At 73.9% G+C, this 21,704-nt stretch carries 15 protein-coding genes; 9 read left to right on the forward strand and 6 right to left on the reverse strand.

The window, feature by feature from the left end:
- Both WDW90_RS11495 and WDW90_RS11500 read right to left on the reverse strand, forming a co-directional pair.
- On the reverse strand, positions 1-438 hold a 438-nt coding region (locus WDW90_RS11495), incomplete at its 3' end, for a beta/alpha barrel domain-containing protein (protein WP_488803307.1).
- Complete coding sequence (locus tag WDW90_RS11500) at positions 435-1,628, reverse strand: CaiB/BaiF CoA transferase family protein (RefSeq protein WP_336487517.1); 1,194 nt, start codon at positions 1,626-1,628, stop codon at positions 435-437. The genes WDW90_RS11500 and WDW90_RS11495, both read right to left, overlap by 4 nt.
- 276 nt (positions 1,629-1,904) lie before the next feature.
- On the opposite strand from WDW90_RS11500, the gene WDW90_RS11505 reads away from it, so the two are divergent.
- From WDW90_RS11505 to WDW90_RS11520, 4 genes are all read left to right on the forward strand, one after another.
- Positions 1,905-2,729: a DeoR/GlpR family DNA-binding transcription regulator gene (locus WDW90_RS11505; protein WP_336487518.1), complete on the forward strand. Its 825-nt coding sequence runs from the start codon at positions 1,905-1,907 to the stop codon at positions 2,727-2,729.
- Between the two features lie 92 nt (positions 2,730-2,821).
- A complete protein-coding gene (gene glpD, locus WDW90_RS11510; RefSeq protein WP_336487519.1) occupies positions 2,822-4,354 on the forward strand; it encodes a glycerol-3-phosphate dehydrogenase in 1,533 nt (510 codons plus the stop codon).
- A gap of 73 nt (positions 4,355-4,427) precedes the next feature.
- Positions 4,428-5,933 (forward strand): glycerol kinase GlpK, encoded by a 1,506-nt coding sequence (gene glpK, locus WDW90_RS11515; RefSeq protein WP_336487520.1) that lies wholly within the window; start codon positions 4,428-4,430, stop codon positions 5,931-5,933.
- A gap of 136 nt (positions 5,934-6,069) precedes the next feature.
- The gene (locus tag WDW90_RS11520) at positions 6,070-6,801 is read left to right on the forward strand and encodes an MIP/aquaporin family protein (protein ID WP_336487521.1); all 732 of its coding nucleotides are present in this window, start codon (positions 6,070-6,072) and stop codon (positions 6,799-6,801) included.
- A gap of 102 nt (positions 6,802-6,903) precedes the next feature.
- On the opposite strand, the gene WDW90_RS11525 is transcribed toward WDW90_RS11520, so the two are convergent.
- The gene (locus WDW90_RS11525) at positions 6,904-7,122 is read right to left on the reverse strand and encodes a molecular chaperone-like protein (protein ID WP_336487522.1); all 219 of its coding nucleotides are present in this window, start codon (positions 7,120-7,122) and stop codon (positions 6,904-6,906) included.
- A gap of 300 nt (positions 7,123-7,422) precedes the next feature.
- Between WDW90_RS11525 and WDW90_RS11530 the strand changes: the two genes are divergently transcribed.
- Positions 7,423-9,138, forward strand: coding sequence for an AMP-binding protein (locus WDW90_RS11530; protein ID WP_336487523.1), 1,716 nt, complete (start codon positions 7,423-7,425; stop codon positions 9,136-9,138).
- A 156-nt stretch (positions 9,139-9,294) separates the two neighbouring features.
- Here WDW90_RS11530 and WDW90_RS11535 read toward each other — a convergent pair whose 3' ends face one another.
- A complete protein-coding gene (locus WDW90_RS11535) occupies positions 9,295-10,545 on the reverse strand; it encodes an EAL domain-containing protein (protein WP_336487524.1) in 1,251 nt (416 codons plus the stop codon).
- Between the two features lie 179 nt (positions 10,546-10,724).
- Between WDW90_RS11535 and WDW90_RS11540 the strand changes: the two genes are divergently transcribed.
- From WDW90_RS11540 to WDW90_RS11550, 3 genes are all read left to right on the forward strand, one after another.
- Positions 10,725-12,935: a CHASE2 domain-containing protein gene (locus WDW90_RS11540; protein WP_336487525.1), complete on the forward strand. Its 2,211-nt coding sequence runs from the start codon at positions 10,725-10,727 to the stop codon at positions 12,933-12,935.
- 320 nt (positions 12,936-13,255) lie between these two features.
- Positions 13,256-16,042, forward strand: a complete 2,787-nt coding sequence (locus WDW90_RS11545; protein ID WP_336487526.1) for a matrixin family metalloprotease — start codon at positions 13,256-13,258, stop codon at positions 16,040-16,042.
- A gap of 160 nt (positions 16,043-16,202) precedes the next feature.
- The gene (locus WDW90_RS11550) at positions 16,203-16,454 is read left to right on the forward strand and encodes a hypothetical protein (protein WP_336487527.1); all 252 of its coding nucleotides are present in this window, start codon (positions 16,203-16,205) and stop codon (positions 16,452-16,454) included.
- An 82-nt stretch (positions 16,455-16,536) separates the two neighbouring features.
- Here the strand turns inward: WDW90_RS11550 and WDW90_RS11555 are convergent, their stop codons facing one another.
- Together WDW90_RS11555 and mprF are read right to left on the reverse strand one after the other, a co-directional pair.
- The gene (locus tag WDW90_RS11555) at positions 16,537-17,922 is read right to left on the reverse strand and encodes an AcvB/VirJ family lysyl-phosphatidylglycerol hydrolase (RefSeq protein WP_336487528.1); all 1,386 of its coding nucleotides are present in this window, start codon (positions 17,920-17,922) and stop codon (positions 16,537-16,539) included.
- The gene (gene mprF, locus WDW90_RS11560) at positions 17,919-20,549 is read right to left on the reverse strand and encodes a bifunctional lysylphosphatidylglycerol flippase/synthetase MprF (protein WP_336487529.1); all 2,631 of its coding nucleotides are present in this window, start codon (positions 20,547-20,549) and stop codon (positions 17,919-17,921) included. Before mprF ends, WDW90_RS11555 begins: the two co-directional genes overlap by 4 nt.
- Positions 20,550-20,955: 406 nt before the next feature.
- On the opposite strand from mprF, the gene WDW90_RS11565 reads away from it, so the two are divergent.
- Positions 20,956-21,702 (forward strand): hypothetical protein, encoded by a 747-nt coding sequence (locus tag WDW90_RS11565; protein WP_336487530.1) that lies wholly within the window; start codon positions 20,956-20,958, stop codon positions 21,700-21,702.
- The last annotated feature ends 2 nt before the right edge of the window (positions 21,703-21,704 follow it).

Below are 21,704 nucleotides of genomic sequence, written 5' to 3' on the forward strand. Positions count from 1 at the left end.
GGCGGTGGCGACCGTGGCGTTGGTGGAGACCGGCGCGCCCCGCACCGTCTCCATGATCCGGGCGAAGCCCTCGATCGAGGCGGCCGGGCTCATGCCCATATTGGCGCGGTTGTGGGTCTCGCTCACCGAGGCGACGAGGTTGATCTCGTCGACCTTGGCCGCCAGCGCCCGCTCGGCGCCCTTCGGGTTCGGCACGAGCGCCACGTAGACGGTGCCGGGGCGGCGCCCGATGCCGGCGAAGACCTCCGCCGCGTCGCGCAGGGCCGGCACGGCCTTCGGCGAGACGAAGGAGGAGACCTCGATGCGGCTGAAGCCCGCGGCCGAGAGCGCGTCGATGAAGGCGATCTTGTCGGCCGTCTCCACGTAGGCGGGCTCGATCTGGAAGCCGTCGCGGGGCGCGACCTCCTGGACGATCAGGCTGTCGGTATCGGGCGTCATCGCACCGCTCCCGCGTCGCGAAGGCGCCGAATCGCGGCCGGATCGTAGCCGAGATCGGCCAGCACCGCGTCCGTGTGGGCGCCGAGCGCCGGGCCCGGCCAGCGCACCGCGCCGGGGGTCTCGGACAGCTTCGGCACGATGCCGGGCATCCGCACATGCGTGCCGCCCGGAAGCTCGGTGTCGAGGATCATGTCGCGGGCGGCGTAGTGCGGGTCGTCCACGATGTCGGCCACCGAGTAGATGCGGCCGGCGGGCACGTCCGCGGCGTCGAGGGTGGCGAGCGCCTCCTCGATCGTGCGCCCCCGCGACCAGTCGCTGATCGCCCCGTCGAGGAGCGCCGCCTCCGCCGAGCGGCCGTCGTTGCTGCGGAAGCGCGGGTCCTCGGCGAGGTCCGGGCGCCCGATCGCGCCCATCAGGCGGCGGAAGATCGGGTCGCTGTTGCCCGCGATGACGACGTAGCCGCCGTCCCGCGTCGGGTAGGTGTTCGAGGGCGTGATGCCCGGCAGCGCGCCGCCCGAGCGGGTGCGGACATGGCCGAGCAGGTCGTATTCGGGAACGAGGCTCTCCATCACGTTGAACACGCTCTCGACGAGCGACACGTCGATGACCTGTCCCGTCCCCTGCCCCATCTTGACCCGCAGGAGCGCCATCAGGGCCCCGATCACCCCGTGCAGCGAGGCGAGCGTGTCGCCGATGCTGACCCCGACGCGGGCGGGCGCCCCGTCCGGCTCGCCGGTGGTGTAGCGGATGCCGCCCATCGCCTCGCCGATGGCGCCGAAGCCCGGCCGGTCGCGGTAGGGCCCGGTCTGGCCGTATCCTGAGATCCGCACCATCACGAGGTTGGGGTTGAGGGCCGAGAGGTCGGCCCAGCCGAGGCCGAGCTTCTCCAGGCCGCCGGGACGGAAGTTCTCGATCACGACGTCGGCGCTCGCCGCCAGCGCCTTCACGATCGCGGCGCCGTCGGGCGCCTTCAGGTCGACGGCGATCGACTTCTTGTTGCGCGATTGCAGGTACCACCAGAGCGAGGTGCCCTCGTGGAGCTTGCGCCACTTGCGCAAAGGATCGCCGCCCTCGGGCGATTCCACCTTGATGACCTCGGCGCCGAACTCCGCCATCAACCTCGCCGCGAAGGGCGCGGCGATCAGCTGGCCGAGTTCGAGAACGCGGATTCCGGCGAGCGGGCCGCTCATGGGCATCCTCCTGTGTGTCGCTGGTCCTCGATACCCGAGAACGGGGGACCGGATCCAACCGTCATTCGCCGATCCGCGTTCACGAAGCGCGCGAGCCGTCACTCCGTCCCCGCCGGCCGGGCCGGAGGGGAGCCGGGGCGGGGCGCCCCCGCCCTCGCGGTCCTGAGTTCGCGACGCGCGATCGCCGGGGAGAAAGGTTCGGAAACGAAAGAAGGCGCTGCCCACCGGGCGCCGTCGGCACTATCCTGCGGTTGTCCCGCCACGAGGCCGCCCGCCGTGACACGCGCATCCGACAAGAGCTTGCCCGACCGCAAACCCGCCGACCGCGCCGAGGCGACGGGGGTCGAGGCCCGCCGCGGCGCCATCGTGGCCGCCGTGCGCCAGCGCGGCTTCGTCACCATCGAGGCTCTGGCCGGCCAGTTCGGCGTCACCGTGCAGACGATCCGGCGCGACCTCAACGCGCTGAGCGCGGGCGGGCGCCTCGAGCGCTACCGGGGCGGGGGCGGCCTGCCCTCCAGCGTCGAGAACATCGACTACGCCGACCGGCAAGTCACCCTCTCGGCCGAGAAGACGCGGATCGGGCGGCTCGCGGCGAGCCGGATCCCGTCGCACTGCTCGGTCTTCATCAATATCGGCACCACGCCCGAGGCGGTGGCGCGCGAGCTGATGCGGCACGACGATCTGAGCGTCATCACCAACAACCTCAACGTGGCGATCTCGCTGGCCGAGGCCACGGATTTCCGCATCGTCGTGGCGGGCGGCACCGTGCGCAACCGCGACGGCGCGGTACTGGGCCAGCTCACCTGCGACACGCTCAGCCAGTTCCGGGTCGACGTCGCGGTGATCGGCACGAGCGGCATCGACGCCGACGGGGCCCTGCTCGACTACGATTACGAGGAGGTGCGGGCGACCCAGGCCATCCTGGCCCAGGCCCGCAGGACCTTCCTGGTGGCCGACCACAGCAAGTTCAGCCGCCGCCCGATGGTGCAGGTGGGGCGCCTCTCGCAGATCGACACCTTCTTCACCGACCGGCCGCCTCCCCCCGGGATCGCCGCCCTGCTGGAGCGGCAGGGGGTCGCGCTGGCCATCGCCGACGAATGATCGATACAGAAAATTGAGATTTTCGCTTGCGAAAATCTTGCGGGGCGCAATATCCTTCCGCTCGGCGAATCGATCGGGACGGGAGGTGAACCTTGGCGGCAGCTTCGCACGCGCGCGGTCCGTCCGACCTGCTCGACCTGCTCGTCATCGGCGGCGGCATCAACGGCACCGGCATCGCCCGGGACGCGGCCGGGCGCGGCCTCAAGGTCCTGCTCTGCGAGCGCGGGGACCTCGCGGAATTCACCTCGTCGTCGAGCACGAAGCTGATTCACGGCGGGTTGCGCTATCTCGAATATTACGAGTTCCGCCTGGTGCGCGAGGCGCTCGCCGAGCGCGAGCGCCTGCTCCGGCTCGCCCCCCACATCATCTGGCCGCTGCGCTTCGTGCTGCCGCACGACCGCGGCCTGCGCCCGGCCTGGATGCTGCGGCTCGGCCTGTTCCTGTACGACCACTTGGCGCGGCTGCGAACCCTGCCCGGCTCCAAGATGGTTCGCTTGCGAACCTCGCCCGAGGGCGCGCCCCTGCAGGAGCGCCTGACCCGGGGCTTCGTCTACTCGGATTGCTGGGTGGAGGACAGCCGCCTCGTGGTGCTGAACGCCATGGATGCGCGGGCCCGCGGCGCCGAGATCCGCACGCGCACGGGCGTCGAATCCGCCCGCCGCGAAGAGGGCGGCTGGACCGCCGTGATCCGCGACGCGGCGACGGGGCAGTCCGGGACGGTGCGGGCGAAGGCGGTCGTCAACGCCGCCGGCCCCTGGGTCGGCGCGACGCTCGGCGGCACGCTCGGGCTCGGCAGCCGGGCGGCGGTGCGGCTCATCAAGGGCAGCCACATCGTGGTGCGCCGGCTCTACGAGGGCGAGCAGGCCTACATCCTGCAGCAGCCCGATTCGCGCATCGTCTTCGCGATCCCCTACGAGCGCGACTTCACGCTGATCGGCACCACCGACGTGCCCTACGGGGACGAGCCCGGTCCCGTCCGGATCTCGGCGGAGGAGACGCAGTATCTCTGCGACTGCATCAACCGCTCCTTCGCGCGGCGCATCGGCCCGGCCGACGTGGTCTGGAGCTACTCGGGCGTGCGCCCGCTCTACGACGACGCGGCCGCGGACGCCTCGGCGGTCACCCGCGACTACGTGCTCGACCTCGATGACGCCGCCGGCCGGCTGCCCGCGCTCTCGGTCTTCGGCGGCAAGATCACCACCTACCGGCGCCTCGCCGAGCACGCGATCGAGAAGCTGCGGCCCTATTTCCCCGGCCTCGGGCCCGCCTGGACCGGCGCGGCGCCGCTGCCCGGCGGCGCGATGCCGGGGGCCGATCCCGAGGCCTTCCTGGCGGAGCTGTCCCGCGAGGCGCCCTACCTCCCGGCCGAGACCGCGCGGCGGCTCGCGCGCGCCTACGGCACCGAGGCCCGCACGATCGTGAGGGGCGCGCGCAGCCTCGCCGACCTCGGCGAGGCCTTCGACGGCGGCCTGACCGCGGCGGAGGTCGACTACCTCGTGCAGCGCGAATGGGCCCGCACCATCGACGACATCCTGTGGCGCCGCTCGAAGCTCGGGCTGCGCACGTCGCCCGAGAGCGTGGCCCGGCTCGCGGCCTACCTGACCCGCAGGGCGCAGGCCGCCTGACCCCGCGACCGGGAGCCGGCGCCAAGACCGGCCCCTCGACCCACACGACGAGCCTTCGAAGGGAGGGTGACCCATGAGCCAGTATGTCGGCGCCATCGACCAGGGCACGACCAGCAGCCGCTTCATCGTGTTCGACCGCGCCGGGCGCATCATCGCCTGCCGGCAGCGCGAGCACGCCCAGATCTATCCCCGCCCCGGCCATGTCGAGCACGACCCGCTGGAGATCTGGGAGAACACGCAAGGGGTGATGCGCGAGGCCCTCGACGCGGCGGGGCTGAGCCCGCAGAGCCTCCTGTCGATCGGCATCACCAACCAGCGCGAGACGACGCTGATCTGGGACCGGCGCACCGGCCGGCCGCTCCACAACGCCCTCGTCTGGCAGGACACCCGCAACGACCGGCTGGTGGCCGAGTTCGCCCGGGACGGGGGACGCGACCGCTTCCGGGCTCTCACCGGCCTGCCGCTGGCGAGCTACTTCTCGGGGCTGAAGCTGCGCTGGCTCCTCGACCACGTCGAGGGCGCCCGCGAGAAGGCGCAGGCCGGCGACGTCCTGTTCGGCAACATCGACACCTGGCTCGTCTGGAACCTCACGGGCGGGCCCGAGGGCGGGCTCCACCTCACCGACGTGACGAATGCGAGCCGCACGCAGCTCATGTCGCTCGAGAGCCTCGCCTGGGACGAGGGTATGCTCTCGGCCTTCGGCATCCCGCGCGCGATGCTGCCCGAGATCGTCTCCTCCGCGCAGGTCTACGGCGAGACCAGGGCGCCCTTCGCGGGCGTGCCGATCGCCGGGATCCTCGGCGACCAGCAGGCGGCCCTGTTCGGCCAGACCTGTTTCCGGCCGGGCGAAGCCAAGAACACCTACGGCACCGGCTGCTTCGCGCTGATGAACACCGGCGAGGCGCCCGTGCCCTCGACCTGCGGGCTCGTCACCACGGTCGGCTACAAGCTCGACGGCAAGCCCGCGGTCTACGCGCTCGAGGGCTCGATCGCCATCACGGGCGCCCTGGTGCAGTGGCTGCGCGACAATCTCGGGATGATCCGCGAGAGCGCCGAGGTCGAGTCGCTCGCCGCCACTGTCGAGGATAACGGCGACGTCTACTTCGTGCCGGCCTTCTCGGGGCTCTACGCGCCGCACTGGAACGAGGGCGCCCGCGGCCTGATCATCGGGCTGACCCGCTACGCCAACAGGGGCCACATCGCCCGCGCCTGCCTGGAGGCCACCGCCTTCCAGACCCGCGAGGTGCTGGAGGCGATGGAGAAGGATTCCGGCATCCCCGTGCGCGAGCTGCGCTCGGACGGCGGCATGGTCGCCAACACCACCCTGATGCAGTTCCAGGCCGACATCCTCGACGTCGCCGTCGTGCGCCCGCAGGTCACCGAGACGACGGCGCTCGGCGCGGCCTACGCGGCCGGCCTCGCCACCGGCTACTGGAACAGCCTCGACGACCTCGTCGGCAACTGGGGCGTCGACCGCCGCTGGGAGCCCGCGATGGATTCCGCGCAGCGCGGCCGCATCACGGCCGCCTGGGGCCGGGCGGTGAAGCGCTCGCTCGACTGGGCCCGGCCCGAGGATTGAGGGCGCCCCGGGGCGGGATCCGCGGCCGGCCCCCTCGCCCGCAGGCGCGAAGGGGGCGCCCGAGCCGGCATCGATACGGCGCCGGCCGGCCCCGCGCGAGCAACGACGAACCACACGGACAGCGGAAGGACAGGCCATGACGTCGCCGTTCCTGGGCGAGCTTCTCGGTACGATGGTGCTGATCATCCTGGGCAACGGGGTGGTGGCGGGCGCGCTCCTGCGCGGCTCGAAAGCCGAGGGGGCGGGCTGGATCGCGATCACGGCGGGCTGGGCCTTCGCGGTGCTCGCCGGCATCTTCGTGGCGACCGCGACGGGCAGCGCGGACGCCCACATCAACCCGGCCGTGACGCTCGCCGCCGCCATCACCTCGGGCGACTGGGGCAAGCTGCCGGTCTACGTGCCGGCCCAGATGATCGGCGCGTTCCTGGGCGCCACGGTGGTCTGGCTGCACTACCTGCCGCACTGGGACGCCACCGAGGACCAGGGCCTCAAGCGCGCCTGCTTCTGCACCGACCCGGCGATCCGGCGGGCGCCGGCGAACTGGCTCTCTGAGATCATCGGAACCTTCGTGCTGATCCTGATCATCAGCGCCCTGCTGTCGCGGGCGGTCGGGGCGGCGGGCAGCATCCCCACGGGCCTCGCCCCCTACCTCGTCGGCATGGTCGTCTGGGGCATCGGCCTCTCGCTCGGCGGCACCACCGGCTACGCCATCAACCCCGCCCGCGATCTCGGGCCGCGGCTCGCCCACGCGGTCCTGCCGATCGCCGGCAAGGGCCATTCGGACTGGGGCTATGCCCTGATCCCGGTCGCGGGCCCGGCGGTCGGCGCCGTGGCGGCCGCGCTGGCCGTGCGCCTCCTCGGGATCTGATCGGGATCTGAGCGGTCAGGGCGTGCGCGCGGCCTGCGGGCATTCGTGCAGGCATTCGGGGCTGGCCGTGCGCCCCTCGGGATCTGATCGGGATCGGACCGGTCAGGGCGTGCGCGCGGTCGGCGGCGCGGCCTGCGGGCATTCGGGGGAGCGCTCGCCCTTGATCTGGCCCGGCGGGTCGCAGGGGGCGATGGCCGGCTTGCCGGCGGCGTCCTCGGAGGCGCTGCGCAGGGTGCCGGCGGAGCGCAGCGTCACCGCCGCGACGATCACGCCCGCCAGGAGGACGACCGCCAGGAGCGCGATCCAGCGAAATCCGGTCATGGCGGCCTCCTCGGGCGATGCGGGCGTCGGGTCAGGAACGGAAACGCCCGAACCCGTCCGGCAGTGCCCGGGGCGGCCTCCCGCGACGTCCGGGCGGTCGCGGATGTCGGCCTCGCCCAAGCCCCCCAATTCCCCAGGGCTCCCAGGCCCCCGGGGCCCGCGCGCCGCGCAGATGTCGCGGGCGCCTTATACCAGTCTTTCGACGGCAAGGGGCCTCGATTGACAGTCGCTCGCGCGGCTGCCTTATCAGATCGTCGAGAACCGGAACGGTGCTTCGACCGGGCGCGAGGGAGGTTTCGCGTGGCGAGGAGCGCGGGCCGCGGACCGGAGCCGGACGCCGCGGCGCCCTGGCGGCGGCATTTTCCCGACGTGGCGGCCTGGGACGGCCCGATCGAGATCGCGACGATCCCCGGCCTGCTGGCGGCGGGCCTCGCGCGTGCGGGCGACCGGCCGCTCATCGCCTTCCGGGACCGCGCGATCGCCTTTCCGGACTTCGCGGCCCGCGTCGAGCGGCTCGCCGCCGGACTGATCGCCCTCGGACTGACCCCGGGGACCGTGCTCGGCCTTCACCTGCCGAACACGCCCTTGCACCCCCTCGCCTTCTTCGCCGCCGCGCGGGCCGGGCTCACGGTGATGCACCTGTCGGGCCTCGACGCGCCGCGCGAGCTCGACCACAAGCTGAGGGCGAGCGGCGCCCGCATCCTCGTCACCACGAACCTGCCGGGCTTCCTGCCCGCGGCGACGCGGCTCCTCGACGCGGGCGCGGTCGACACGGTCCTCATCGGCGACGACGCGGAATGGGGGCCCTCGGCGGTCGCCGAGCCCCTCCCCGTCCCGGAGCGCGCGGGGCTGGTCCCGCTGGCGCGCCTCCTCGCGGCCCCCGCCCCCGCGGCCTGGCCCGAGAGCCGGCCCGACGACGTGATGCTCCTGCAGTTCACCGGCGGCACCACCGGCCTGCCCAAGGCCGCGATGCTGACCCACGCCAACCTGACCGCCGCGGTCTCGATGTACCGCCTCTGGCACGGCGACCTCGCGCCCGGCGAGGACCCGGACGCGGCCGACGCCGCCGCCCGCATCCTCGGCGTGCTGCCGCTGTTCCACATCTACGCCCTCACCACGGTGCTGCTGCGCGCGGTGCGCGGCGGCAGCCTGATCCTCCTGCGCCAGCGCTTCGACGTGGAGGAGTTCGTCGCCGACATCGCCGTCGGGCGCGCCACCACCGTGCCGGCGGTGCCGACCATGTGGATCGCGCTCCTGAACCGGCCGGGCGTCGAGGCGGCCGACTTCTCCTCCCTGCGGAGCTGCATGAGCGGAGGCGCGCCCCTGCCCGCCGAGCTGCGCGAGCGGCTGTGCCGGCTCCTCGGCCGCGATCTCTCGATCGGCTGGGGCATGACCGAGACGGCTCCGGCCGGCACGCGCCTGCCCCGCGCCGCGCCGCGGCGCCCCGGCATCATCGGCGTGCCGCTGCCAGGCCTCGCCATGCGGATCGTGTCCCTCGACGATCCCGGGCGCCCCCTGCCCCCGGGCGAGACCGGCGAGATCGCGATCCGCGGCCCCAACGTCTTCGCGGGCTATCACGGCCAGCCCGAGGCGACCGCCGCGGCCTTCCGGGACGGCTGGTTCCTCACCGGCGACATCGGCCGGATGGACGAGCACGGCCTGTTCGACCTCGTCGACCGGCGCAAGAACATGATCATCTCCGGCGGCTTCAACGTCTACCCGGTGGTGATCGAGGGGGCGATCTACGAGCACCCGGACGTCGCCGAGGTCATCGTCATCGGCATCGCGGATGCCTACCGGGGCGAGGTGCCGAAGGCTTTCGTGACCCTGAAGCCCGGCGCCGAGCCCTTCGGCCTCGAGGCGCTGCAGGCCTTCCTGGCCGAGCGGGTGGGCCGCCACGAGGTGCCGCGCGCGCTCGAGTTCCGCGACAGCCTGCCCCGCAGCCCGGCCGGCAAGCTCCTCGCCAGCGCCCTCGTGGCGGAAGAGCGCGCGCGAGCCGGATCCGGGGCGCCGTGACCGCGAGGGGAGCCGGGGGCGCGTGAGAACGTTCCCGGTGCTCGTCGCGACGTTCGGGCGACGCTCGGGCGACGCGCGTCCGGCCCGGACAGGCCGTGCCTCCCGGGCGGGCTCCGGGCGGCGGCCACCCTGGAGGGGCCCCGCGCGGGGCCGGGCTCACCCGGCCGCGGCGCGCCGCGCTCCGGGCCCGGCATCGGCGGGCCGCCAGTCGCGGGCGACCTGCAGGGCCGTCAGGAGCGGCGCCGGGCGGCCGAATAGGAAGCCCTGGCCGCAGGCGCAGCCGAGCGCGGCGAGCTGCGTGGCCTGGGGCGCCGTCTCGATCCCCTCGGCCACCGCCGGGATCCCGAGATCGCGGGCGAGGCGGAGGATCGTGCCGACGATCCGGGTGCTCTTGGCGTCGCTGCCCAGCGCCTGCACGAAGGCGCGGTCGATCTTGAGGGTCGAGATCGGCAGGGTGCTGAGATGGCTCAGCGACGAGTAGCCGGTGCCGAAATCGTCGATGGCGATGCCGATGCCCCGGCGGCGGCAGGCGTCCAGCACCGCGCCGGCGCCGGCCGGGTCGCGCATCAGGATGCTCTCGGTGATCTCCAGGCTGAGGCCCTCGGGCGGCATGCCGGCCTCCGCGAGGATGCCCTCCACGCGCGCCGCGAAGGCGGGCTGCGACAGGTCGTGGCCCGAGACGTTGACGCTGACGACGAGCGGGCCCTCGGCGCCTCCGCCGAGCCGCGCGGCCGTGTCGAGGGCCGCGTAGGCGCGGGCGACCTCGCCGAGGCACCACTCGGTCATCCGGGTGATGAGGCCGCTCGCTTCCGCCACCCCGATGAAGCGGCCCGGCAGGATCAGCCCGTGCTCCGGATGGTGCCAGCGCATCAGGGCCTCGAACCCGGTGAGGCGCCCGCTGGCGAGGCTGACGAGCGGCTGCAGGAAGACCGCGAGCTGCCCCTGCTGCAGCGCCCGCGTCAGCTCGCGCTCCAGCCGCAGCACGTCGACAGCCGCCTGGAAGGCGGGACCGGGCGCCGAGGCGGGCGCCGATGGGTGCGCCTGCCCGCCCTCGCCCCGCACCAGGGCCAGGGTCTCGCGGCAATGGTCGATGACGATGCCGAGGCACATCCGCAGGATCGGGTCGGTCGCCGCGATGCGGCGCTCGATCTGCGCGGCGGTGATCGGCGTCAGGGCGCAATCGGCGGCGACCCGGGCCGAGGCCGAGCGCGGCCGCCGGTCGATGATCGCCATCTCGCCGATGATCTCGCCGGCCCCGCGGCGGGCCAGCACCACCTCGGCGCCGTCCTGCTCCAGGAAGATCTCGATTGTGCCGCGCACGATCTGATAGGCGGCATCCCCCGTCTCGCCCTCCCGGAACAGGAGCGCGCCGGCCGGCAGCAGCAGCAGATCGTCCGGATGTCCCATGGCGCGCGTCTCCGGCATCGCGCCTGGGTAGCATTCCGTCCCTTAAGCAAAGGTCAAAGAGAATAGTTCTGGTTGTAGAGCGGCCGCGTTTACGCAACGGTGCGAATTCGCGGCCCATGATCGCGCCGTCGACTGCATGGCGGCGGGGAAATCCAGTGACGGGACGGGCGGAGAGCGGGATGATGGCCCGGCGCGGACGCTTGCGCGCGCGGGCGCGGCGCCTGTCGCCCTTCGCGGCGGGCCTCGCCGTGGTGCTCGGCTTCGCCGCCCTGCGGGCCGGCGCCCCCGATCCCCTCGACCGGCTCCAGGCCTACGCCTTCGACACGCTGCAGCGCCTCTCGCCCCGGCCCGACGCGGATGCGATCCTGCCCGGCTCCGGCGTCGTGGTCGTCGACATCGACGACGCGAGCCTCGCGCGCCACGGGCAATGGCCCTGGCCGCGCAGCCGCGTGGCCGAGCTGGTGCGGACGCTGCAGGATGCGGGCGCGGCCGCGATCGGCCTCGACATCGTGTTCTCGGAGCCGGACCGGACCTCGCCCGCCCGCCTCGCCGAGCTGTGGGGGCGCGAGCACGGGCTCGGCGTCACGGGCGGCCCGGCCGGCGCCGCCCTGCCCGATTACGACCGGGCCCTCGCCGAGACGATCGCGCGCGGGCGCGTCGTCACGGGATTCGGCCTCGTGCCGGCCGGGAACGGGAAGAAGCCCGTGCAGGCGAGCACGGTGGTGCGCGTCGGCACCGAGGTCCCGGCCGGCTTCCAGGGCTTTTCCGGGGCGGTCACGAACCTGCCCGCCCTCGACGCGGCGGCCGCCGGCCAGGGCAGCTTCATGGTGGCGACCGGCGAGCGCGACGACCTGATCCGGCGCGTGCCGATGCTGACGACCCTCGAGGGCCGGCTCTTGCCCGCCCTGAGCCTCGAGCTTCTCCGGGTCGCCGCCGGGGCCGAGACCGCCGTCATGCTGCGCGCCGAGCGCCCGGACCCGGCCGGGCCGGCGATCGGCTACACGGTGCGGGCCGGGGATCATCGGGTGCCGCTCGCCCTCGACGGGACGCTGCGCCTGCGCCACGGCCGGCGCCGGCCCGAGATGACGCTGCCGGCCGCGACCGTGCTCGACCCGGCCGAGAGCGGGCGCGTCCGCGAGACGGTCGAGGGGCGCATCGTGCTCGTCGGCACCAGCGCGCTCGGCCTGTCGGACCTGCGCCCGACGCCGCTCAATCCCTACGAGCCCGGCGTCAACATCCACGCGGGCGCGATCGAGCAGATCCGCACCGGCCTCTTCCTCGACCGGCCGGCCGGGCTGCAGGAATGCGAGGGCGCGCTGGCGGCTCTCCTCGCCCTGCTCGTCGCCGGGCTCGTCACCCGGGGGCGGCCGCGCGGCGCGGCGCTCGTGGCGGCCGCGAGCGCGGCCGGCGCCGCGGGGGCGGCGGTGTGGGCGGACGCGGCCGGGCTGCTGATCGACCCGGTGCCCCTCGTCCTCGTGCCGGGGAGCGCCTTCTTCGCGGCGGTGCTCGCCCGCCACCTCGTCGCCGAGCGCGACGCGCAGCGCCTGCGCCTCGCCTTCCAGCAATACCTCTCGCCACCCCTCGTGGAATCGCTCGCGCGCGAGCCCGAGCGGCTGCAGCTCGGCGGCGAGGAGCGCGAGATGAGCTTCCTGTTCACCGACCTCGAGGGCTTCACGAGCTTCGCGGAGGCCGTGGCGCCCTCCGACCTCGTCGCGACGCTCAACCGCTACCTCGACGGGGTCTGCGGCCTCGCGATGGAGCATGGCGGCACCATCGACAAGATCGTGGGCGACGCGGTCCACGTCATGTTCAACGCGCCGCTCGACCAGCCCGACCACGCCGACCGGGCGGTGGCCTGCGCGCTCGCCATCGACGCCTTCGCGCGCGACTTCGCGGCCGCGACCGCGCGCGCGCGGGCGGACGGGCGGCCCTTCGGCACGACCCGGATCGGCGTCAACACCGGCCGCGCCGTGGTCGGCAATTTCGGCGGCGAGCGGCGCTTCGACTACACGGCCCACGGCGACGCCATCAACACGGCAGCCCGGCTCGAGGCGATCAACAAGCGCTTCGGCACCACGATCTGCGTCTCGCGCGCCACCGTCGAGGGCGCGGGCGGGGCGGGCCGCTTCCGGCCGATCGGCGCCGTGACGCTCAAGGGCAAGGCGCAGGCGACCGAGCTGTTCACCCCCGTGGCCGCGGCCGCGCCCGAGGCCGCCTGGCACGCGCGCTACGGCGAGGCCTTCGCGGCGCTCGCCCGCGGCGAGCCGGAGGGGCCGGCCCTGATGCTGGCGCTCGCGGCCGCCCATCCCGACGATCCGCTGCTCGCCTTCCACGCCCGCCGCATCGCCCGCGGCGAGGCCGGGGCCACGATCGCGGCCGAGGCGGCCTGAGGCAGGTGCGCGTATTCGCGGGCCGCCGGCCCGGTCTTCGGCCGGCCGCTCCGGGGCCGTGCCCGTCCTGCCGGGCCGGTCGACAGCCGATCTCGTCGTGATTTTCCTGTCGGCCCCTTGTGATTCTCGCGGATACTTCGGCGTTTCACGAGGTCGAATCCGAAAATCTTAACGCACGGCCGGCGAGGCTCGGGACATTCAGTGAGCGGGTGGCTCGCGGTGCAGAGCCGAGCCCGGCGGAATCGCCGGGATCCGGACCCGCGCGGCGGTGAGACCTCTCGCCATCGAGCGGGCCGTCGCCCGCCGGGAGGATGCCTGTGTTGAGTATCGCCGCCCTGGATCCCGCGGGCCTCGGCCCGAGCGCATCCGCTCCCGGCATCGAGGTGCGGGAGGTGGAGGCCTCGGCGGGCGGCAGCATCGAGGTCGCGGACGCGCATCTCCTGTTCGAGGGCCAGTATCACCGCGAGGGCGCCGACCTCGTCGTCAGCGACGCCGCCCACCGCCTCGTCGTCCACGACTACTTCACGCTCGACGCGCGCCCGACCCTGCAGACGCGCGAGGGCGCCGCGATCCCCGGCGCGATGGTGGCCGCGCTCGTCCGGGCCGGCGAGCCCCTGCGGGTCGCGGAGGCGGGGGCGCCCGAGGCCGCCAGGGCGATCGGGCGCGTCGAGTCCGAGACCGGCAGCGCCAGCGTCGTGCGCAACGGCGTCAAGGTCGCGCTCAACGTGGGCGACCCCGTCTACAAGGGCGACGTCGTGCAGACGGAGGCCGGCGCCACCCTGGCGATGACCTTCGTCGACGGCACCGCCTTCAACCTCGACGGCGGCGCCCGCATGGTGCTCGACGCCATGACCTACCAGCAGGGAGGCAACCAGAACGCCTCCCTGTTCAGCCTCGTCCAGGGCGTCATCACCTTCGTGGCCGGGCAGACGGCCAAGACCGGCGACATGAAGGTCGCGACCCCGACCGCCACGATGGGCATCCGCGGCACCGCGGTGCACGTCGAGATCGCGAGCGACAAGGGCGCGGTGACGTTCTCGGTGATGACCGAGCCGGACGGGCATACCGGCCGCTTCGACGTCTACGACAACGCCGACCCGGGCAAGGTGCTTTTCACGGTCTCGGACCCGAACGTCGTCACCACCGTGACGCCGACGGGCCAGGGCCAGCTCTCGATCCAGAACGCCGCGAAGACGGTCGTCGACGTGCAGCGGGAGGCCGGCCTCCTGAAGGGCGTGTTCGAGACCGTGGTCTCGGCCGCCAAGCAGCCGCTGGTGATCCAGCCCCCCTCCCCGCCCGAGCAGAAATCGGCGCCTGACGCGAAGTCGAATATCGAGAAGGCGCCCCTGCCCAGCGAACAGAAGACGGTCCCCAATCCGCAACCTGCTCCGGAGCAGAAGGCGGGCCCGGCCGCGCCCGGATCCTCGACCGCGCCGACGCTCCTGCAGCCCAGCCCCGCCCCGGTCGATCCCGGCAGCACGCGCCCGTCCGATGTTCAGGGCGGCCAGCCTGTCCTCGACCGCCAGGGCGGTACGGCCCTGCCTGTCCTCGGGCGAGCCGCGAAGGCGGATGGTCCCGGCAATGCCGCCCAGACCACACCGGGTGAGACCGCTTCGGACGTGCCGGGAAGCACGCCCTCGACCAGCGGCTCAGCCGGCGCAGCCACGCTGGCCAGGGACACCGGATCGTCGAGCCACCTGGGCGCTCGGGATGCGGGAAGCGGTGCATCTGCCGCGACAGGACAGAACAAGCCCGGTCCATCTCTCGGCAGCACGGGTACGGCACCGGGAAGCGCGGACGGGATCAAGGCTGGCGGCAGCAACGCGGGGGCCGCCGGCACGGATCAACCCGCTGCTGGGAACGGAGCCGGCAAAAGCAAAGCTGACTCTGCGGCATCCGAGGGCAGTCCGGGCAAGGACAAGCCCGATCCTGCGGGCCCTGGCGGGCCGGGCAAGGACAAGCCCGATCCTGCGGGCCCTGGCGGCCCGGGCAAGGACAAGCCCGATCCTGCCGGGCCCGGTGGCCCGGGCAAGGACAAGCCCGATCCTGCCGGGCCCGGTGGCCCGGGCAAGGACAAGCCCGATCCTGCCGGACCCGGCGGTCCGGACAAGGACAAGCCCGATCCTGCCGGGCCCGGTGGCCCGGGCAAGGACAAACCCGATCCTGCCGGGCCCGGCGGTCCGGACAAGGACAAGCCCGATCCTGCGGGCCCTGGCGGTCCGGGCAAGGACAAGCCCGATCCTGCCGGGCCCGGTGGCCCGGGCAATCACGACTCCTCCAAGAAGGACCTCCTGGCGGGTGATGGCGCTCCCCATGCCGGCGACGGCCATCCGGAGGCCTACGTCCTTGAAGGCCCACACTGGGAGACGGGCCACACCGGGGCGGGCGCGACGCTCGTGACCTTCGCCCTCGAAGCCTCCGTGCCGGCGGCCTTCGCATCCGTGATCACGGCCGCCTTCGCCGAGTGGGCCGCCCAGGCCAACATCGCCTTCCAGCAGGTCGCGGCGGACGGGCCGGCCGACATCCACGTCGGAACGGGCGCGATCGACGGGATCGGCGGCGTCCTCGGGGCGGCGCAGTACGCCGCCGTGGGCTCGGCCTTCACGGCCGCCGCCATCCTGATCGATGCCGGCGAGGGCTGGCACGAGGCCGGCGGGCGGATCGTGAGCCAGCAGGGCCACGACCTGTTCGCGGTCGCCCTGCACGAGATCGGCCACGCGCTCGGCCTCGACCACCAGGACGGGACGCCCTCGGCGATGAACACGGTCCTGGATGCCGGTCTGCACGGCCTGGCCGCGCCGGACATCGCGGGCATCCAGGCGCTCTACGGCGCGCCCGGGACGATCCTGGTCCAGGCGGCCGGGTCCGGCGGCGACAGCTTCGTGTTCCTGCCGCCGGCCCAGCAACCCGCCGACGCGCCGGCGCACGCGCCCTTCGACGGGGCGGCCTTCCTGGCGGCGTTCGCGGCCTCGGCCGCGACCGAGGCCGGGTTCCACGGCGCGCCCGATCCGCACGTCGTCCCGCACGATCCCGGTGCGGGCCTCGACGCGATGGCGCATTACGCGCAGGCCGGCGCGCTCGAGACGGTGCCGCTTCACCGCGCGTGAGGGGCATCGTCCCGCGCTCCGGCGGCCGCGCGGGTACGGGAAGACGGAACTTCTCCGCCCGTGCTCCGGGAGGGAAGAAACATCCAAGCTGCTGGGGAAAAACGCAAAACGCATCCATTGCTTTGCGGGCCGATTCCACGACATGACTGGGACAGATCCGATGCAGTCCCAGACCATGTCCGACACGCAGTTCGATCCCTTCGGCGAGCCCGTCACGCAGAGCCTGCGCGGTGAGGCACCGCGCGCGAATCCGGCCTCCGTGCTGCTCCTGCGCTCCGGCATCGGCCTGTTCTGGATGCTGGTCGTCGGCATCCTGGCGGCCCGGGTCGTCTATTTCGATCCGGACTTCGCCGACCGCTACGGCAGCCTGACGGCCCTCACGAACACGATCCGGGCGATCCTGAACGCCTGACGGTCGCCCTTCCCGGCAAGTCCCTTCCCGGCAAGTCCCGCCTCGGCAAGTCGCGTCCTGGCAAGTCTCCCCCCGAAAAGTCTCACCCCGGCAGGCGCGCCGCGTCGAGGATGCGGCGGGCGATGCCCGGGTAGTCGCCGTCGAAATGGTGCCCGCCCTCCAGCCGCAGCCTGGGCACGCCCGAGAGCAGCGCGTCGGTGCATCCGGGATCTTTCTCGGCCGAGCCATAGAGGCACAGGACCTTGGCCGGGGGGATCGCGGCGATCTGGGGCACCACGGCGTGCTCGCCGCCGAGGCCGAGCCAGCCCTTCACCGAGACGCTGAAGCCCGTGCTGCGGCCGGGCCCGAGCAGCGCCACCAGGGTGATGCGGTCCTGCAGGTCGGCGCCGAGATGCGGCCAGGCGAAGGGGAAGACGTCGGCCCCGAACGAGTATCCGAGCACCATGACCGGGAGCCGCCCCGACGGGTCGGCCGCCCGCACGATCGCGGCGGTGTCGGCCGCGATGGTCTGCGGGCTCTTGTCCGACCAGAAATAGCGCAGCGCGTCGACGCCGACCACGTGCACGCCCTGGCGCGCCAGCCACTCGCCGATGGTCTTGTCGATGTCGCGCCAGCCGCCGTCGCCGGAGTAGAACACCGCCAGCGCCCGGGCCGGACCGATGGCGGGATGGTCGACGAGGGGCAGGCCGCCCGTGCCCGCATCCTGCGCGGCGAGCACCGCGGCGGCGTCGACGGCGCGCGCCGTGCGCGCCTCCGGATCCGCCGCCGGCCGCGTCTCGGGCGCGAAGGGGCCGCGCCCGCTGCCCGGGACGGGCGCCCCGGCGGGCGCGCGCTCCGTCACGAAGACCATCGGGGCCTGCAGCCCCGCCCCGCGGTCGTAGCTGAAGCCGCCGCCGGGCGCGGGCGAGGCCGGGGCTCCGTCGCAGGTCGGGCGCGGCATGTCCAGACTGTCTGCTGGATCGAGCGCGACGCCGCCGGCGACCGTCGCCGACAGGGCCTGGCCCAGGATCGCGTGGACGAGGGTGCCGCCCTCCCCGAGGCCGATCAGGATGGGCCGGAAGTAGCGGGTGGACTTGAGGGCGCGCTGCGTCTCCTTCGAGAGATCCTCCACGTCCGACATCGGCCGGATGCAGGGGCCGGCGTCGCGGGCGAGCCCGGCCCGCCATTCGGCGAGGTCGAGGCTCAGCACCATCAGGCCGCGGGAGAGCAGCGCCCGGGCAAGCGCCTCCTGCCGCGCGCCCGGGCCGTCCCGGCCGGAGACCAGCATGGCGAGCCCGACCGGCGCGCCCCGGGGCATCGCGACGGCGACGTCCTTGAGGTGCGCCGAGGAGATCCGGACCGGCGTCGCGGCGGCGATCAGCGTCGGCGCGGGCGGGCGCCGGACGGCCAGGAGGGCGGCGAGGGCGCCGGCGAGGGACAGGCCCGCGAGGCCGGCGATCCGGACCGCCCGCCAGCCCCTCGGGCTCATCGGCGGATCAGCCCGAGGGGCGAGCCGCTGACGAGCGTCGCCACGTCGAGCAGCGCCTTCGGCGTGCCGAGGCCGCCCGGGCAGATCAGGTAGTAGGGGGTCCAGACCGGGTCGAACTTCTGCTTGAAGGCCCGGAGGCCGTCGAAGCTGTAGAGGTCGGCCCCGCGCCGGTACAGGAAGGCGCCGAAGCGGTTCCAGCGCGAGGCGAGGCGCCGGTCGGCGAGGCCCGACAGCGGGGCGGCGCCGAGGTTGAACCAGCGGTAGCCCTCCGCCTTGGCGGCGAGCAGGAGGTTGGCGAACAGCGCGTCCATGATGACCCGCGAGGCGTCGGGCGTGTAGCGGATCAGGTCGATCGCCATCTCGTGCCGCTCCGCGCCCCGCCAGAGATTGGCGAAGGCGACGATGCGGCCCTCCTTGCGCATCACCGCGACGTCGAAGCGGGCGAGGTAGGCCGGGTCGAAGTAGCCGAGCGAGAAGCGCTTCTCGCCGCCGGACTTCATCGCGAGCCACGCATCCGAGACGGTGCGCAGTTCCTCCATCGCGGCCGGCACCTCGGCGCGGGGCAGGATCTCGAAGGCGAGGCCCTCCTTCTCGGCCCGGCGGGCGCCGTAGCGCAGGTCGTGGCGGGCCGGGCCCTTGAGGGAGAAGTCGGCGAGCGGCACGCGGGCGACCTCGCCGAGCTTGAGGGCGGCGAGCCCCATGTCGAGGAAGAGCGGCAGGTTCTCGGGCCCGACCCCGTAGAAGACCGGCCGCGCGGCGGAGCGGTCCGCCAGCTCCCGGAAGGCCCAGGCGAGCTCGGCCTTGGCCGCGTCCGGGCCGACCGGCTCGCCGAGCGCCACGATGCTGCGGCCCGCGCGGGCATACATCACGAAGCCCCGTCCGTCGGCGGAGGCGAGGAACTGCTTGTCGCCGAGCAGCGCCAGCGCGGCGGCGGCGCCGGGCGCCCGCGCGACGGCCTCGACGACGGCCGCCGGGATCGCGGCCTCCTCGGAGGCCGCGCCGCGCCGGTTCACGGTCCGGTCGAAGCCGATCGCCGCCACGCCCGCCATCAGCGCGAAGGAGGCGCGCAGCAGCCTTGGGGCGTCGCCGTCCCAGGAGAATTGCCACCAGAGCGCGTCCGCGTCCGCGCAGTGGCGCCAGGCGAGGAAGCCGAGCCCGATCGCGCCGGCGAGGAGCGCGGTGGCGAGCGGCGCGTCCGTGAGCCCGGGACGGCTCATCGCGAACGGATTGTCGCGGGGGCACCGGTAGAAGGAGGCGCGGAAGGCCGCGAGCAGCGCCGCCAGGACGCCGAGCAGCGTCGCCTCCTCCCAGTCGAGCCCCTTGCCGAGCGAGAAGGCGGCGCCCAGGACCAGGAGCATCAGGGCGTAGCGCCAAGCCCGGGCGAGGCGCCGGTTGAGGCCCCGCGCCAGGACGATCAGCGCGAGGCCGACGAGGCTCGCGGAGAAATGCGAGGCCTCCACGAAGGGCAGCGGCACGACCTGCGACAGGATCTCGATGCGGTTCGCGAGGTCCCGGGTGGCGCCGGAGGCGAGCAGCATCATCCCGCCGCAGAGCGCGATGCCGGCCGCCGCCCGCGGCACCATGGGCTCGAGGAAGCGGCCCGCCGCGCGCAAGGGGCGCGCGATGGCCCGGCGCCGGCGCAGGATCTCGGCGGCGGCGATGCCCAGCACCGCGCCCGCGAAGGGAAGGAGCGTGTAGACGATCCGGTAGGCGAGAAGGCCGCCCATCACGTCGGCCCGGCCGCCGAGGCCGAGGCTCGCGATCAGCGTCGCCTCGAAGGCGCCGAGGCCGCCGGGGGCGTGGCTGACGATGCCCACCACGGTCGCTGCCACGTAGATCAGCGCGAAGGCCGGGAAGCTGCCGACCGCGTCGGCGGGCAGGAGCACGTAGAGGGTCGCGGCCGCCGCCGTCAGGTCGACGATGCCGGCCCCGATCTGGACCAGGGCCGCCCGCCGCGTCGGCAGGCGCACCGTGAAGCTGCCGAGGCGGATCAGCCGCTCGCTGCCGCCGAGCCAGACCACGAGGCCCGCGACCAGCCCGAGGATCGTCGCCCCCGCCGCCCTGTGAAGGGCCTCGTGCAGGCCCGGCAGGCCGGGCAGGTTCGGCGGCCCGAAGAGGAGCGCCAGCGCCGTCATGGTCACGAGGGAGACGAGGAGCGCGAACCAGGAGGCGCCGAGCACCCGCCCGACATCCGCGATCGCCACGCCCCGGCGGCCGTAGAGCCGGTAGCGGATGGCGGCCTGCGTCAGCAGGGGAAAGCCCAGCGCGTTCGAGACCGCGTAGCCCGCCGCGCCCGTCGCGGCGGCGAGCGGGCGCGGCAGGCGCCCCGGCGCCACCGTCTCCACCGCCACGAGGTCGTAGAGGCCGATCGCCGCGAAGCTGAGGGCGGTGAACAGGAGACCGAGCGCCAGCGCCCCGGCGGGAATCTGCTCCAGCGCCCCCGAGACCGCCGCGAGGGTCACGCCGCCGAGGGTACGGTGGATCACCGCGAGGGCGAGGAGCGTGCAGCAGAGCCCCGCCATCGGGGCGATGACGCGCTTGAGCTGTCGCTTCAGGCCCGGCGCGGCGCTCGCCGCGACGCCGAGGTCACCCTCTCGCAGGGGCAGGGATTCGGAGCTCGTCGGCATGCGCGTCGTCAAGGTCGGCTGGGCTCGATCCGGAGTCCGAGGGCGGTCAGCGGGTGGTGCCGGCCGGTCGGCTCGCCCGCGGCGGTCGCGGGCGAATCATGCATCCAATGTCATCGGAAAAGCTGGATATTGCCTGAACGGAGTTCATGAACTGTTCCGTTTGGCGGCACCGAACGAAACCCTGTCGACCGTCCCCGATGGCCGGCCCGTGTCTGCGCGTTCTTTGGCGAAAATCGGGCGCCTGGACCGCAGGCCGGGCGCCGCGGCTCGCGCGATTCGTGGCGTTTGCAGGGCGGGTCAATCTCGGTCGAGGCGCCGGACCCATGCCCGGAATGCGCGAGACTGCGACCGTGCCGAGGGCTTATACGGCGCCTCCCGAATCACCCTGGCACAAGGCCCCCGAAGGATGACCGACGCGTTGTGGACGGACAAGACGACCGAGACGGCGGTCGCGATGTGGATCGCGGGCCGCGATCCCGCCGAGATCGCCGCCGCCCTCGGGACCTCGCCCGAGGACGTGGTCCGCCGCGTGGCGCAGGCCGCCCTGGCCACGCCGAAGGCCGCGAAATCCGGCGCAGCCGAGCCGCAGGCCGTCAGGCCCGAGCCGGCCGCGCCGCGTGCTGCCGGCCCGCAACCGAGCGCGGACCCTCGGTCCGTCGCCAAGCCCGCGGTCGTTGCACCCAGGCCCGCGGCCAGCGCACCCAAGCCCGCGGTCAGTGCACCCAGGCCCGCGGTCAGCGCACCCAGGCCCGCGGTCAGCGCACCCAGGCCCGCGGTCGTCGCCCCGCCTCCCGCGGCGCTGGCACCGGTGACGCAGCCGCGCGTGCACTCGCCGACTCCCGTCCCACCGGCTCCGCCCCGTAGCGTCGCGCCCCACCAGCCCGCGCTGCCGGTTGCCGCGGCACCGACCGGCCCGGTCCTGCCGACGCCGCTTCCCCGGCGCCCCCTCGTCGCGGCCGATGGCGGCGAGGGCATCCCGTTCATGAAGGCGGGCCTGCTCGACTGCGTCTTTCCGCTCTGGTCGGACCATGAGCCGGTCTCGATCGAGAGCAAGCGCGTCTGCGGCTGCCGCGCCATCACGGGCAAGCGCTGGTGCGCGCAGCACTACGCCGTGGTGTTCGAGCCGATGAAGAAGCCCCTGCGGGCGGCCTGAGG

Source organism: Methylobacterium nigriterrae (assembly GCF_037106235.1).
In the GTDB taxonomy this organism is placed as follows: domain Bacteria; phylum Pseudomonadota; class Alphaproteobacteria; order Rhizobiales; family Beijerinckiaceae; genus Methylobacterium; species Methylobacterium nigriterrae.

What these genes read in the sequence shown, in the direction of transcription:
- WDW90_RS11500 (WP_336487517.1), bottom strand. Translation starts at nt 1,628, where the DNA reads ATGAGCGGCCCGCTCGCCGGAATCCGCGTTCTCGAACTCGGCCAGCTG.
- glpK (WP_336487520.1), top strand. Translation starts at nt 4,428, where the DNA reads ATGAGCCAGTATGTCGGCGCCATCGACCAGGGCACGACCAGCAGCCGC.
- WDW90_RS11520 (WP_336487521.1), top strand. Translation starts at nt 6,070, where the DNA reads ATGACGTCGCCGTTCCTGGGCGAGCTTCTCGGTACGATGGTGCTGATC.
- WDW90_RS11525 (WP_336487522.1), bottom strand. Translation starts at nt 7,122, where the DNA reads ATGACCGGATTTCGCTGGATCGCGCTCCTGGCGGTCGTCCTCCTGGCG.
- WDW90_RS11535 (WP_336487524.1), bottom strand. Translation starts at nt 10,545, where the DNA reads ATGGGACATCCGGACGATCTGCTGCTGCTGCCGGCCGGCGCGCTCCTG.
- WDW90_RS11540 (WP_336487525.1), top strand. Translation starts at nt 10,725, where the DNA reads ATGATGGCCCGGCGCGGACGCTTGCGCGCGCGGGCGCGGCGCCTGTCG.
- WDW90_RS11550 (WP_336487527.1), top strand. Translation starts at nt 16,203, where the DNA reads ATGCAGTCCCAGACCATGTCCGACACGCAGTTCGATCCCTTCGGCGAG.
- WDW90_RS11555 (WP_336487528.1), bottom strand. Translation starts at nt 17,922, where the DNA reads ATGAGCCCGAGGGGCTGGCGGGCGGTCCGGATCGCCGGCCTCGCGGGC.
- mprF (WP_336487529.1), bottom strand. Translation starts at nt 20,549, where the DNA reads ATGCCGACGAGCTCCGAATCCCTGCCCCTGCGAGAGGGTGACCTCGGC.
- WDW90_RS11565 (WP_336487530.1), top strand. Translation starts at nt 20,956, where the DNA reads ATGACCGACGCGTTGTGGACGGACAAGACGACCGAGACGGCGGTCGCG.